The 14,004-nt window shown below is 46.1% G+C and carries 9 protein-coding genes; 7 read left to right on the top strand and 2 right to left on the bottom strand.

Annotated elements, in window-relative coordinates:
• Positions 1 to 69 precede the first annotated feature (69 nt).
• The 5 genes from nirB to D0A37_RS27440 all read left to right on the top strand — a co-directional run bounded on the left by nirB (position 70) and on the right by D0A37_RS27440 (position 7,933).
• On the top strand, positions 70 to 2,634 hold the full coding sequence (gene nirB, locus D0A37_RS27420; protein WP_242719342.1) for a nitrite reductase large subunit NirB: 2,565 nt from the start codon (positions 70 to 72) through the stop codon (positions 2,632 to 2,634).
• Between the two features lie 211 nt (positions 2,635 to 2,845).
• On the top strand, positions 2,846 to 3,205 hold the full coding sequence (gene nirD, locus D0A37_RS27425) for a nitrite reductase small subunit NirD (RefSeq protein WP_242719344.1): 360 nt from the start codon (positions 2,846 to 2,848) through the stop codon (positions 3,203 to 3,205).
• Positions 3,206 to 3,422: 217 nt separating this feature from the next.
• A complete protein-coding gene (locus D0A37_RS27430) occupies positions 3,423 to 5,516 on the top strand; it encodes a HEAT repeat domain-containing protein (protein WP_242719346.1) in 2,094 nt (697 codons plus the stop codon).
• 136 nt (positions 5,517 to 5,652) lie between these two features.
• On the top strand, positions 5,653 to 7,023 hold the full coding sequence (locus D0A37_RS27435; RefSeq protein ID WP_242719348.1) for an AAA family ATPase: 1,371 nt from the start codon (positions 5,653 to 5,655) through the stop codon (positions 7,021 to 7,023).
• Between the two features lie 4 nt (positions 7,024 to 7,027).
• Entirely contained in the window at positions 7,028 to 7,933 is a 906-nt protein-coding gene (locus tag D0A37_RS27440) for a DUF4435 domain-containing protein (protein WP_242719350.1), read from the top strand.
• Positions 7,934 to 8,150: 217 nt separating this feature from the next.
• On the opposite strand, the gene D0A37_RS27445 is transcribed toward D0A37_RS27440, so the two are convergent.
• Both D0A37_RS27445 and D0A37_RS27450 read right to left on the bottom strand, forming a co-directional pair.
• The gene (locus D0A37_RS27445; protein WP_242719352.1) at positions 8,151 to 9,860 is read right to left on the bottom strand and encodes a pentapeptide repeat-containing protein; all 1,710 of its coding nucleotides are present in this window, start codon (positions 9,858 to 9,860) and stop codon (positions 8,151 to 8,153) included.
• A 427-nt stretch (positions 9,861 to 10,287) separates the two neighbouring features.
• A complete protein-coding gene (locus D0A37_RS27450; RefSeq protein ID WP_242719354.1) occupies positions 10,288 to 10,704 on the bottom strand; it encodes a hypothetical protein in 417 nt (138 codons plus the stop codon).
• A 255-nt stretch (positions 10,705 to 10,959) separates the two neighbouring features.
• On the opposite strand from D0A37_RS27450, the gene D0A37_RS27455 reads away from it, so the two are divergent.
• The gene (locus D0A37_RS27455) at positions 10,960 to 12,729 is read left to right on the top strand and encodes a S8 family peptidase (RefSeq protein ID WP_242725790.1); all 1,770 of its coding nucleotides are present in this window, start codon (positions 10,960 to 10,962) and stop codon (positions 12,727 to 12,729) included.
• Positions 12,726 to 12,947 (top strand): hypothetical protein, encoded by a 222-nt coding sequence (locus D0A37_RS27460; RefSeq protein WP_242719356.1) that lies wholly within the window; start codon positions 12,726 to 12,728, stop codon positions 12,945 to 12,947. Before D0A37_RS27455 ends, D0A37_RS27460 begins: the two co-directional genes overlap by 4 nt.
• The last annotated feature ends 1,057 nt before the right edge of the window (positions 12,948 to 14,004 follow it).

Below are 14,004 nucleotides of genomic sequence, written 5' to 3' on the forward strand. Positions count from 1 at the left end.
ACAAAAATTTACAATAAAGTCTTATATTAATAAACCCAACGACTGATAAACGGGATAAAAGAGATTCTAATGACAGCCAAAAAAAACCTCATTGTAATCGGCAATGGCATGGTAGGTCACAAGTTCCTAGAGTTAATGGTCAGCTCGGATGCTGCCAAACACTGGAATTTAATTACTTTTTGTGAAGAACCGCGCGTTGCTTACGATCGCGTAAACCTCAGCGGATTTTTCTCTGGCAAAACAGCGGGAGATTTATCTTTAGTTGCACCGGGATTTTATCACGAAAACGGCATCCAAATTTACATCGGCGACAAAGCAGTCGCCATTAACCGGGAACAAAAAATAGTCTCTTCAGCCAACGGTTTAGAAGTTCCCTACGACAAAATTGTTCTCGCGACCGGTTCTTATCCATTTGTGCCATCAATTACAGGCAAAGACGCTACAGGAACTTTTGTTTACCGGACAATTGACGACCTGGAAGCGATGTTAGATTACGCTAAAAATTGCAAAACAGGTGTAGTAATTGGCGGCGGTTTGTTAGGTTTAGAGTGCGCTAATGCTCTGCAAAATATGGGCTTAAAAACTCACGTTGTTGAGTTTGCATCGCGGCTGATGCCCGTGCAAGTTGACGAAATTGGCGGTGCCATTCTCCGCAGCAAAATAGAAGAGTTGGGGGTTTCGGTTCATACCAGCAAATCTACAACAGAAATTGTTAGCGAAGATGGCAAAGTTACTAAAATGCTGTTTGCTGACGGTTCGGAATTGGCAACAGATATGATTGTCTTTTCTGCTGGCATTCGCCCCCGCGACGAAATTGCCAGAAGTTGCGGTATAGAAGTAGGAGAACGCGGTGGCATCATCATAAATGATAGCTGCCAAACCTCCGATCCTGACATTTATGCGATCGGAGAATGCGCGCTTTATCAAAGTCGCATCTACGGCTTAGTTGCGCCTGGGTATACAATGGCAAGCGTAGCAGCAGATATTTTGATCCGTGTAGCGGATGACGGGCAAGATGCCCGTCCCACAAGCACTTTTACAGGTGCGGATATGTCCACTAAACTCAAATTATTAGGGGTGGATGTCGCTAGTTTTGGAGATCCTTTTCCCAAGTCGGCCGATGCTAAAGAAATTGTTGTTGCTGACACCTTCCAAGGCATTTACAAAAAATTAGTTTTAAATCAAGACGGCAGCCGGATTTTAGGCGGAATTCTGGTGGGAGATGCTTCGGCTTACGGCACTTTGCTGCAATTCATGCAAAATGAAATTGCTCTGCCGCCTCATCCCGAAGATTTGTTAATGCCACCGCGAGAAGGGGGAGTACCGGCAGGCTTTGGAGTAGACAGTTTGCCGGATTCGGCTCAAATTTGTTCTTGCAATAATGTTACCAAAGGGCAGATTTGTGAAGCGATTCGCGATCGCAATTTAACCGATGTTGCCAGCGTCAAGAAATGTACTCAAGCTGGGACGGGCTGCGGCGGCTGCGTGCCTTTGGTGACGGATATCTTCAAGGCGGAGATGAAGAAAGCTGGGTTTTCAGTCAAAAATAATCTTTGCGAACATTTTGAATATTCTCGTCAAGAATTGTACCATTTAGTGCGTTCTCAAGAGATTAAAACCTTTGAGGAGTTGATTGAAAGACACGGCAAAGGTAAGGGTTGCGAAATTTGCAAGCCTGCTGTTAGTTCGATGCTGGCTTCTACTTGGAATGACCATATTTTAGAGAAGCCTCACGTCGGTTTGCAAGATACGAACGATTACTTTTTGGCAAACATTCAGCGCGATGGTACTTATTCGGTGGTGCCGCGAATACCGGGGGGAGAAATCACGCCGGATAAGTTGATTGTTTTAGGGGAAGTTGCCAGGGATTTTGGGCTTTATACTAAGATTACTGGCGGGCAACGGATTGATTTGTTTGGAGCTCGCGTGGATCAATTGCCGCATATTTGGCGTCGGTTGATTGATGCGGGATTTGAGTCGGGACACGCTTACGGTAAGGCTCTGCGTACTGTAAAATCTTGTGTTGGTAGCACTTGGTGCCGCTTTGGGGTGCAGGATTCAACGAGTTTGGCGATCGAGGTTGAATTGCGGTATCGTGGTTTGCGATCGCCCCACAAGCTCAAATCTGCTGTCTCTGGTTGCACTCGCGAATGCGCGGAAGCTCAAAGTAAGGATTTTGGGATAATTGCGACAGAGAATGGTTGGAATTTGTACGTGTGCGGCAACGGGGGAATTAAGCCCCAGCACGCGGTTTTGCTGGCGACGGATATCGATAAGGAAACGCTGATTAAGTATATCGATCGATTCTTGGTTTTCTACATCCGCACCGCCGACAGATTAGAACGCACTGCTACTTGGTTGAATAAGCTTGAGGGCGGGATTGAATACTTGAAACAGGTGATAATTGAGGATTCTCTGGGCATTTGTGCTGAATTAGAAGCGCAGATGGAACATTTAGTGAATACTTATCAATGTGAGTGGAAAACGACGATTGAAGACCCACAAAAGGTGCAGCGGTTCCAGCATTTTGTGAATTCCGATTTGCCCGATCCGAGTATTGTTCGTGTTGCAGAACGGGGACAAACGCGGCCGGCTAACGAACATGAAAAGGCTCTGGTTGGAGTTTCGGAATAACCCCTCCCCAGCCCTCCCCTTGAATCAGGGGAGGGAGCAAGATTTAATCTCGTTTAATCTCATTCCCAGGCTCTGCCTGGGAATGAAGTCCCGGAGGCTCGGCCTCCTCGAACCGTGAGCCAGAGCCTCCTTCGGCGAGGCAGAGCCTCGAAACCTACGTTCCCAGCCGGAGACTGGGAACGAGATTGAAGTAAATTAACAGGAAAAGAAGATGGTTCAATCATTACAAGTTTCCGATACAGTAACAACTTGGGTAGATGTGTGTTCTCTCGATGCGATCGCTCCTTATACTGGAGTTTGCGCTTTAGTTAAAGGCGAACAAGTGGCGATTTTCCGAGTGGGAAACGGGGATGAAGTTTATGCGCTTAGCAATTACGACCCGTTTAGCAAAGCTTTTGTTTTGTCGCGGGGAATTGTGGGCGATCGCAACGGCACTCTCAAAGTTGCTTCTCCCATTTACAAACAAAACTTTAGTCTGACTACGGGGCAATGTCTGGATGATGAAACGGTAAAAATTCCGACTTTTACGGTTCGGGTTGCTGCCGATCGCGTCCAAGTAGCTGTTAGCTAGATTCAGCGGCTTAATTGTTCGATCGCCCTCCGCCACCACCTAACATTCCTGTGGGTGCTGGCGGATTTTGCATGGGGGCCCTCCCGACTCAGTATTTTTCGTATAAAATAGAGTCGATTGGTTCCATACTCCCGGCTCGCTCAAAAAAATCTCCACTAATATCGGAGCTGAGGCGAGGATTGTCAATACAAACAAACTTCAGGGGCAGGGTATCGGTATGTTGTTAAAAAAACTTGTTTCCGAAAATAATCCCCAGACTGTAGCAGAGTTAATTTATACCCAACTCACAATCGGTCAACTGACTTGGGGCGATCTCAACATACAAGTTTTCGGTCAGCACTGGCGGGACGAATCTTTGCACGAAGTCCTCAGAGAAATTGCAGCCAAGCTCGACAAAGAAACAGCGAGCGAAATTATAGAATATCTCACAGCTCAAAACGGTCAACAAGAAAAATTTATTAATTTGTTTTTAGCAGCGCAATGCCTGTTAAAAGTTAAAAATAATGTTAATAAAAAAACCGAAAAAAAACTGTTAAATGCTTTAAAGAAGTTATCGCAATACGGCACGGGTTTCCTGATTCTTTATCAAAGCGCTCAAGAATTGCAGGAAACTTATCAAATTCGCAATCGATCGATCGCGGCGATCGCCCAAACTTGGAAAAACGACCCGCAAACCCTGCCTTGGCTGAAAATACTCGCTCACTCCAGTGACTGTGGCGAAGTCCGAGCCACAGCAGTTGAAGCAATAGCCCGTGGTTGGCCAGACCAGCCAGAAATTTACCTGATGCTCAAAAACCTCGCCCACTCCGATGGAAGCTGGGCAGTGCGATCGACCTGTGTCCGAGAAATGGCTTCTGGTTGGCCCGACACGAACGATACCTTGCCGCTGCTGGCTGCCCTGGCTCAGTTAGATCAAAGTCCCGCAGTCCGCACGGTAGCACTCGAACAGTTGGCCTCTAATTGGCCCACTCGCACAGATACCTTGCTGGTGCTGAGAACCGCCGCCGAATCCGACGAAAATTTGGGAGTACGAGTCGCAGCGTGGCAAGAAATAGCCAGAGGTTGGCACAGCCTTTTAGGCACGGTCTCCCTGCTCAAAAACCTTGCCCAGACAGGAAGTTCTATCCTGCGAACAGTAGCGGTGCGGGAGTTGGCAGCGGGCTGGCCTGCTGCAGCCGACGTTTGCCTGCTGCTGAAAACCCTAGCTGAATCCGACAGCAGTAAAGAAGTGCGGACAGCAGCCTTAGAAGAATTGGCCTCGCGCTGGCCCGGCGAGCCCGACATTTACCCGCTGCTGAAAACTAAAGCCGAGTCCGACGCGAGTTCGAGCGTCCGGCGTGCAGCAGTGCAAGCAATTGCCTCTGGCTGGCCCGGGAACCCCGAAACTCTGACTTTTTTGAAAAATATAGCATTGGGCGATAGCGACGCCGACCTGCGCGAAATAGCCCTAAAACAGATAGCCGCAGGTTGGCCCGACCACCCAGAAACCCTGCCCCTGCTGCAAAAAATAGCTGATTCCGAGGATTACTGGACTGTGCGGCAAGTAGTAGTGGAAGCTGTCGTGGCACTGGGGTCAGCCAGTCTCGAAGTCTTTGCTTGGTTGCAAAATCTCGCCGAGTCAGACAGACACCTCAACGTCCGAGAAACTGCCGTGGAACAGATCGCAAAACGCTGGTCTCACCGCGGCGAGACGCTGCCTTTCCTCAAAAGCCGGGTAGAGTGTGAGCATGATTCTCACCTGCTGAGCGTGCTGGTACGGGCGATCGTGCGGCGCTGGCCCGACCACCCGGAAACCTTGCCTTGGCTGAAAATTGAGCTCGATTCTGGGGAAGCGCTGGTGCGGCAAGCGGCGGTGCTTGAACTTGCTTACAACTGGCCAGACAATCCTGAAACTTGGATGCTGCTGGAGGCTAAAGCAGAGGGCGATGAGAGTCCCGCTGTCAGGCAAATGGCTTTGCAAAAGTTAGCGCGCGGGTGGACAAATCAGTCTCAAACTTTCGAGTGGCTGAAAATTAGAGCTCAAAAAGATGAAGATTCGCAGGTGCGGGCGATCGCCCTGGTAGAGTTAATGCGGGGATGGAAAGACGAGCCGGGAATGTTTGAATTTTTGCGCGATCGAGCTTTGAGCGATGTTGACAATCAAAACGGTTCTTTTCCTTACAATCCGCGATTTACAGCACTCGAAGCGATTATCGAACATTATCCCGAAAATCCGGGAGTTGTGCCTTTGTTGCGATCGCTTGCAGTTTCCGACGCCGACGAGCAAATCCGGGCCTTAGCGAGTCGTCGGCTCAGGAGCCAAGACTGGTAAACAGAAACAATTGCGGTTTCCTACGCTATAATCGCGTACTAGACCGCAGTTGCAGTGTAATAAACAGTTATGCAGATGTTGTGTTTCTAATTGTTGACTATGATGGATAAAAGTTCAAAAGCTGGACAACTTAACTATGCAACTAGGTGAACACCCCAACTCCAGCCAGTTAAAGTCATTTGCAATTAACGGCTTATTTGGCTTTAAGGATGTGGCGATACCTTTTGATAAAGAAGCAGTAATTCTGATTGCAGAAAATGGTTCGGGGAAAACTACCATTCTCAATACACTTTACTATTCAATCTCCTGTAAATTTGATAAATTAAGTACCGTGGAGTTTGAGTCAGTAGTTCTTGAGTTTACCTCGGGCGCTAGTGTTGAAATTAAGAAAAGTGACTTAAATTCGTGGTATGATCCTGAGATTTTGGGTCTTGATAAGCTTAGAGGCTCTTTACCTAATCGAGAAATAAATTGGTGGCTGAGAGAGAGCAGGAAAAGTTCATCCTCTGAATTCGCTCGGAGACGTATACTTGAATTAATAGATACAGGTAGAATTCCATCTAAAGCCTGGAGCAGCTTGGTGGAAGAATGGGATTTAATTAGAGGTGAGGAAAAAATAGAGCAAAAAAGTAAAATTGATACAATTAGAGCCACTATTCAAGAAAACTTGAACGAGTCAGTTTTATATTTTCCAACCTATAGAAGAATCGAAGAAGATTTAAAAAATTTAGGATACGAAGATGATAGGTTTGAACGGTTAAGCCGTGGGGAAGGAGAAGGCAAGCTGATCCAATTTGGAATGAATGATGTAATTGAGAGATTTGAGGAAATTAAAACAACAATTAAAAACTCAGCACTCAATTTATTTTCAAAATTGACTGGTGAAATTTTAACTCAGTTTATAGAGGGTATTGAGATTACCCAAGAAATGAGAGACAGCATTCAACCCGACACTCTGAATATAGTTTTAAGCCGTGTTGGTGAAAATAATATATCAAAGTCTGATAGAAATAAAATTGAGAAATTGGTGAGTTCAGGAGAGATAAACTCTGATGAGCAATATAGTCAATTAGTCTATTTTTTATCAAAATTGGTTGGTTTATATGAGCAGCAAAAAGAGAAGGATAATTCTATAAATCAGTTTGCTACAATATGTAATGAGTATTTGAACAAAAAACGCATTGTTTATGATGAGGCAAATGTAGAGATATCAATAATTCAAACTCGAAATAATAACCCGATTGATATTAAAAACCTTTCGTCGGGTGAAAAGCAAATTATATCTTTGTTTTCCAGAATTTATTTAGAGTCTTCCGAAGAATTTATTTTGCTGTTTGATGAACCAGAGTTATCGCTTTCTATAGAGTGGCAAAAGCTTTTACTTCCCGATATTTTGAAGTCAGGTAAATGTAAATTACTCTTAGCTGCTACTCATTCTCCATTCATCTTCGATAACGAACTAGATTTAAATGCTAACGATCTAGATACATTTGTGATAGAGAAATAAATAAATGTCTGTAACAACTTTAAGGGAATCCCGAGATAAGGCGGTAGTTGTATTTGTTGAATTTACCAGATTATACAAACAAGATCCATCGGCGCTATATTGCTTTTTTGAAGGAGAAGACAGTAAATACTATGGAGTCAGGATCAAAAATATTATAAGACCTGAAAAGGCTTTTTATTTGGATTGTCGTGGCAAAGATGGAGTTTTAGGAATCCACAAAATGCTTTCATCCAGAAAGTATTATGCGAATGTTAGAGCAGCTTATTTTATAGATAGAGACTTTGATAAATCGATTAGGGAGAGAGGCTTAAACGAAATATATGAAACTCCCTGCTACTCGATAGAAAACTTCTACACCTCAGTTCAGTGTTTTTCTGAGGTTTTGAGAAGCGAATTTAAGCTGATCGAGTCGGATGAAAATTTTGAAAGATGTGTTTCTTTGTATATAAAATTGCAAGAGGAGTTCCATAATGCTGTTGAATTGCTAAATACTTGGATTGCGTGCCAAAGAGATAAGTCTAGTCCACTCAATATCTCAAAGAGAAGTGTGTTGGATTTTGTAAAGATTGACTTGAACCAAATCACAAAAAAGTATGTAATTGATGATTTGTATAGGATGTTTCCGGGTGCAATTGCCATCTCTCAAGAAGAACTAGATGCAAGGCTAACCGAGTTACGAAGTAGTACCAGGCAAAAAAGCTTCAGAGGTAAATTTGAGATTGAATTTCTGCGGAAAATTCTCGAAAAGCTTAAGCATGAAGCTAACACAGCTAACTACCTTTATTTCACTCGAAAAGTCAAGGTTGTTCTATCTTTATCAGAAAGCAACATTATTTCTGACTTATCTCAATATGCTGATACGCCAGATTGTCTTGATAGCTACCTTAAGTCTTTTATATCTCCATCGTAGTCTATTCATTCCCACAAAAGGGCGATCGCAAACCGCACCGCTTCCCCCATTACCGAACAGCCAACGCGATCCGACGCCGTTTTCTCCCACGCGAGCAACTGTTCCCAAAACACCGGGTATTGCTTGACAGTAATGCACGATCGCTTGCAGTTTCCGACGCCGAAGAGCCAGTGCGGGTATTAGCCGCTCTGCGGCTTCAAGGGTTAACAATTAACTGTTAATCATCGATTAAAAGGGCGATCGCATACCGCACCGCTTCCCCCATCATCGAACAACGAACGCGATCGGACGCCGTTTTCTCCCACCTGAGCAACTGTTCCCGAAAAGCCGGGTCTTGCTTGGCCCGCTGCACGATCGCCTGACTGATGACTTTCTTTTGAATCTGCTCTGTTGGGATACCTTGCTGCTTCAAATAATCCAACAGCCGCTGCACGCTTTCAGAGAATTTATCCGGCGTCTGAGACATCAAAATAAACGAAATTTGGCGCACCATTCGCTGGTAGATTTCCTGTCTTCTGAGCAATACTTCCTTTTGGCTCAGCTCCGCCGACTCCACACTCTTAGTAGCAACAGCCAAGTCCAGCAAACTCAAAATTTCAGCGTCCTTGGCTAAAACCTTTTCCAACATATCTGGATAAAGCTCCAAAATGCGATCGCCCAAAATCTTGCCGTTCACCAAACGGTTCGCACTCAGCCTCAGTAAACTTTGTTCTCCCGCAGACTCAAAAAATTGAACGTTCAACTTAAGTTCGCGGCTCTCCAACTCCACTCGACGCATCGTAAAAACCAAAGCCTCCCAATTAGGAGATTGGGCAAAACACACCTTCACAATAGAACTGTCCTCTTGATGCTGCCGCCCCAATTCCCCAGACTCAAAATCGCGATCGACCGGCAAGCGATTTGCCGCAACTTTCGCAATATAATCAAACTGAGTAAAAACATAGCTGCAGTCAACTCTCGACAGATCGACATCTTGAACTTGCCAATTTTGAATGCAGCAGCCCGTAAGCTGGGCCCCCTCCACATTCGTCCGAATCAAACGGCACTCAATCAAACAAGCTTCTCTTAAATCCGCCTCACCCAACATCGCATCCATCAAATAAGCGCCACTCAAATCAGCTTTCCGCAAATCTGCACTTCGCAAATTAGCTTCGCTCAAATCCGCCCGCAGCAAATACACTCCTTGCAGGTTAGCTCGCAGCAAAAGCGCCTTCTTGAAACTCGCTTTCAATAAATAAGAACCCGCCAGATTAGCTCGACTCAAATCAGCGTTATCCAGCATCGCCTCAGTCAAATCCGCCCCCGCCAGCACAGCTCGGTGCAAGTCAGCGCCCGTCAGATTTGCCGATCGCATTTGAGCGCCATTCAAGTCAGATTCAATCAAATTTACACCGATTAAAATTGCCGATCGCAAATTCGCTTCCACCAAATGCGCTTCCCGCAAATTAGCGCCCGTTAAATTAGCACCAACCAGACTAGCCCGGTTGAGATTGGCCTCCATCAATTCCGCCGCCATCAACTTCGCGCCGTCGAGTTTAGCCCCGGCAAAATTAATTTGGTCAGATTTAACTCCTTGAAGATTAGCACCGCCCAAATCCGCTTCGGGGAACGCGGCCCAATTGAGTTCTGCTGCTTCCAAACAAGCAAGGCGCAAATCGGCTTTAGCAAGATTTGCCCCGCTCAAATTTGCCCCGCTCAGATTCGCCCCAGCCAGCCCCGCACTGCGGAGATCCGCGCGCCGCAAACAAGCCCCTATCAACTTGGCATTGCTCAAAAAAGACCAGCTCAAATTAGCACCGGTCAAGTTAGCACCAGTGAGGTCTATTTCTCGCAGGTTAACACCGCTTAAACTAGCGCCGCTGAGGTCAATGTGACCAAAGTTGCGCTCTCCCTGTTGATAGCGCTGTAAAAATTCTTGTGTTTGCATTCCGCTGATTGGGGGGGCTGGCAATTTAGCTGTTTTAGGACGCGCTGGTCAATAACTTTAACTGTAAGGTACGCACGGAGCACGAGCGGGCTAGGCATGGGGACACTACTCCTACTACTTACTGCAAGAACTCATGTCCTCCGGGTGATCTGTGGGTACTTTACCCTATAGATGGCAGTTCAAAGGATTTGTTGCGTAAGTTCTATTTCTACTACCAGTTTTACAGACTTTTGTAACTTAAAGCAGCAGAGTTAACATCTTATACGCTGGGAGCATCTCATCTTTGTAAAAACACTTCTTCTGGCTCTTTCCTTCTTCCTGTTTCCTCCTCCCTCCTGCTTCCTGTCTCCTGCCTCAAAACTCCAATTTTGGGCTTGGTTGCTTTCATTGAGATGCTCCCTATACGCTGCCCCGCCGGAGAGTGTTTTTACCTAAAGCGCTGCAATTCTTGCTGCAAGTATTTTCCCCATTTAGTCGCTAGAGGAATTTCTGTAAAAGCAACCTGCACCGCCGCAGCATCTTTCAAAAAAAATTCGAGGACGATTGGACTTCCCGAATTCGGCGGTGACTCTAAATCAACTGCCTGAGAGTTGACTAACAACCGCAGCGACTCCACGTCTTTTAAAGAAAAAGTTTGCAAATTTATCGGCCCGCTGCGAGTAGGTTTTCCCCACGTTAAACGGTCTTCTTGCTGACCGAGTACAGCATAAATATCGTACTTGGCTTTAGCGAATTGTTCGGCCCACACGCGATACGCTTCCAGCTTTTGATACTCGTTCCATCCAGCCCAAGCTAGAGAAATAAAAATTGCCAGCAGCGGCAGCCACATTAAACCTCTTTCCATGCAATACCCTTGTTGAAAATACTCGCTTGTTCTGTTTCACATCTTCTCTAATGATACAATTAATTGAACTCCTAAAACTTGCTCTGCAATTTCAACTAGAAATTAGAGCAATTTTTGATCGAGCAACAGCCACAGCCGAAAAATACCAAACGCCCGCGTGCGAGATATCCACAAGCCACAGCAAGGAAAACTGGCGCAGGCGGTGAAAATTGGGTTATTGTGGTGAACACGCCTTCCCTAAACGGACGATCGGCAATGAAAAAGTTTTTCCTTCTGTGCTTATTTTTAATCGGGCTCGGCTGGGCGATTTCTAATTTCCCAGGACTTGCTACTCAAGGCACTTACGACTCGATTGTGCTTGATTTCCGCGAAGATTTGGGTGCTGCTGAGATTGCGAAAGAAGTAAATGCGATCGCCCAACAGTACCAAGTCGCACCGCAACTCAACAGCGAATTCTCAGCGGCAGACAATGTATATGTAGTTAAGGGCGATCGCACTTTGCTAAAAGCCCTGAGAAAATCAAATTTGGCTAAAGATACCGAATACATTGAACCCAACTACGTCTACAGCGCTTTCGAGATTCCCAACGACCCCATGTATACCAAGCAGTGGAATCTCCGCAGTATCAACGTAGAATCTGCCTGGAACGAAACCAAAGGCAGCGGCACAACAGTAGCGATAATTGACACGGGTATTACTGCAGTCGCGGACTTAAAAGAAACCAAATTTGTACCGGGCTACGACTTTGTAAACGATCGCGCCGAAGCCTATGACGACAGCGGCCACGGTACTCACGTCGCCGGTACAGTCGCCCAATCAACTAACAACAATTACGGCGTTGCGGGCATCGCCTACGAAGCAGCTTTAATGCCGCTAAAAGTGTTAAGCAGCAGCGGTGGCGGCACGGTTTCTGACATCGCCGAAGCGATTAAATTTGCTGCTGACAACGGCGCAGATGTCATCAACATGAGTCTCGGCGGTGGCGGTGAAAGTCAGTTAATGTCCGAGGCGATCGACTACGCCCACTCTAAAGGCGTTGTCATCATCGCAGCCGCCGGCAACTCCGGCGACAGTTCCGCTTCCTATCCCGCCCGCTATCCCCACGTCATCGGCGTTTCCGCCCTCGGCCCCGACGACGAAAAAGCCACTTATTCCAATTTCGGCGCAGGGGTTGATATTGCAGCCCCCGGCGGTTCTGAAATGGGCAAGATCCTGCAAAGTACGATCGACCCGGAAACAGGCGCCGAAGTCTTTGAAGGCTACCAAGGCACTAGCATGGCTTCTCCCCACGTTGCAGCCGTTGCAGCCCTTGTCAAGGCTTCCGGCATCACAGAACCAGACGAAATTCGCAGCGTACTCTTGCAGTCCTCGCGAACTGTCACTGAAGATCCGTTAAACCATTTTGGTTCAGGACACCTAGACGCAGCCGCAGCAGTTCAGCTAGCCCAGCGCGGACAAATCAACTTCCGCGATTTCTTCCGCTGGCTGCGCGATAACGGCTATCTCAACCCCCGCTTTTGGATTGACGGCGGTGCAGTCGCCCTGTTGCCTAAAATTGCAATGGTGCTCGGTTCTTACCTGCTGGCTTTCTTTTTGCGGAATTATTTTCCGTTCCAGTGGACTTGGGGCTTTTCCGGTGGCTTGATGGCTGGTAGTTCTGGGTTCTTCTTCCTCCGCAACTTGTTTGTATTTGACTTGCCGCAGTGGCCGATGCGGGTGATGGGCAGTTCTATTCCCGAACTCGGCGGCGCAATTAATGGCAGCAGTATGCTGAATCCCTTTTTTGCTAGCGTTTTGATTCCTGGGATTTTGATTGCTTTGCTGTTGGGACATCAACAGTGGAAGTGGATCGCGATCGCAATTTCGATCGGTTTTGCTAGCAGTTTAGCGGTGAATGCTGTCCTGTCGCCCGCAGTCTGGGGATTGGGCACAGGTTTGGTATCACAAACATTCTTGATTGTCAATGCTTTACTGTGTTTTGGATTGGCACGTTTAGCAATTAAAACAGAGGTGCGATCGGCATGAGTATTACTGTCAAAGGTGTAATTGAACGCAAAGGATTGGGTCCTGGTACTTGGGCTTTGGTCGGCGAAGATGGCGAAACTTACGAACTTAAGGATGCTCCTTCTGATTTGAAAAAAGCTGGTTTGAAAGTCAGTGTTAAAGGTGAAGTGCGTAAGGATGTGATGACTTTTGCTATGATCGGCCCGGTTCTTGAGGTGCAGTCTTTCGATGCGATTTAGCCTAATAGGTTAATGCAGCTTTTGAGCTAAAAAAAACCCCGGCCTTAATTGGCTGGGGTTTATTAATCAGGGTGCATCTTTATTTACTTTCCAGTGGCTAGCACGATGTTCGGGATCAATTTGATTTTTAACCGCAGATGCACGCAGATTAACGCGGATAATTCTTGATTTATTGAAATTTTGCTGTTTTGGCTGCAAGACGAAAAAAAAACCCGGCCAAAATTGGTCGGGAGTTAATTAATCAGGGTGCATCTACTAATTTAGTCTCCGGTTCGAGGTGCACCTGTTCCGGACAGTTTGGGAAAATTTGCGAAAATTTGTGGTTTTGGCTGAAATACAAAAAAAAACCCGGCCAAAATTGGTCGGGAGTTAATTAATCAGGGTGCATCTACTAATTTAGTCTCCGGTTCGAGGTGTACCTGTTCCGGACAGTTTGGGAAAATTTGCGAAAATTTGTGGTTTTGGCTGAAATACAAAAAAAAACCCCAAACCAAAATTGGTCGGGAGTTAATTAATCAGGGTGCATCTACTAATTTAGTCTCCGGTTCGAGGTGTACCTGTTCCGCACAGTTTGGGAAAATTTGCGAAAATTTGTGGTTTTGGTTGCAATACGAAAAAAAAAACCCAAACCAAAATTGGTCGGGAGTTAATTAATCAGGGTGCATCTACCAATTAAGCTTCCTAAGAATTCGAGCGCAATCCGGACAACCTCAAACTTTCTTCAGCATCGCCCTCGATACCGCAAAAAAAAACCCCAAACCAAAATTGGTCGGGAGTTATTTAATCAGGGTGCATCTACCAATTAAGCTTCCTGAGAATTCGAGGCGCAATCCGGACAACCTCAAACTTTCTTCCACATCACCCTCGATACCGCAAAAAAAAACCCGGCCAAAATTGGTCGGGAGTTAATTAATCAGGGTGCATCTACTAATTTAATCTCCCGCCTCAAAACACCTCTTTCAGGACACTTTGGCAGAATTTAGGAGAATTTGTGGTGAGGGCGTGCGATCGCAAAAAAAAACCCCGAACCAAAATTGGTCGGGAGTTAATTAATCAG

Source organism: Microcoleus vaginatus HSN003 (assembly GCF_022701255.1).
GTDB classification, from domain to species: Bacteria; Cyanobacteriota; Cyanobacteriia; order Cyanobacteriales; family Microcoleaceae; genus Microcoleus; species Microcoleus vaginatus_B.

Bases quoted from the DNA above. Each gene is read 5' to 3' on its own strand.
- nirB (WP_242719342.1), top strand. From the start codon at position 70: ATGACAGCCAAAAAAAACCTCATTGTAATCGGCAATGGCATGGTAGGT.
- nirD (WP_242719344.1), top strand. From the start codon at position 2,846: ATGGTTCAATCATTACAAGTTTCCGATACAGTAACAACTTGGGTAGAT.
- D0A37_RS27430 (WP_242719346.1), top strand. From the start codon at position 3,423: ATGTTGTTAAAAAAACTTGTTTCCGAAAATAATCCCCAGACTGTAGCA.
- D0A37_RS27435 (WP_242719348.1), top strand. From the start codon at position 5,653: ATGCAACTAGGTGAACACCCCAACTCCAGCCAGTTAAAGTCATTTGCA.
- D0A37_RS27440 (WP_242719350.1), top strand. From the start codon at position 7,028: ATGTCTGTAACAACTTTAAGGGAATCCCGAGATAAGGCGGTAGTTGTA.
- D0A37_RS27445 (WP_242719352.1), bottom strand. From the start codon at position 9,860: ATGCAAACACAAGAATTTTTACAGCGCTATCAACAGGGAGAGCGCAAC.
- D0A37_RS27450 (WP_242719354.1), bottom strand. From the start codon at position 10,704: ATGGAAAGAGGTTTAATGTGGCTGCCGCTGCTGGCAATTTTTATTTCT.
- D0A37_RS27455 (WP_242725790.1), top strand. From the start codon at position 10,960: ATGAAAAAGTTTTTCCTTCTGTGCTTATTTTTAATCGGGCTCGGCTGG.
- D0A37_RS27460 (WP_242719356.1), top strand. From the start codon at position 12,726: ATGAGTATTACTGTCAAAGGTGTAATTGAACGCAAAGGATTGGGTCCT.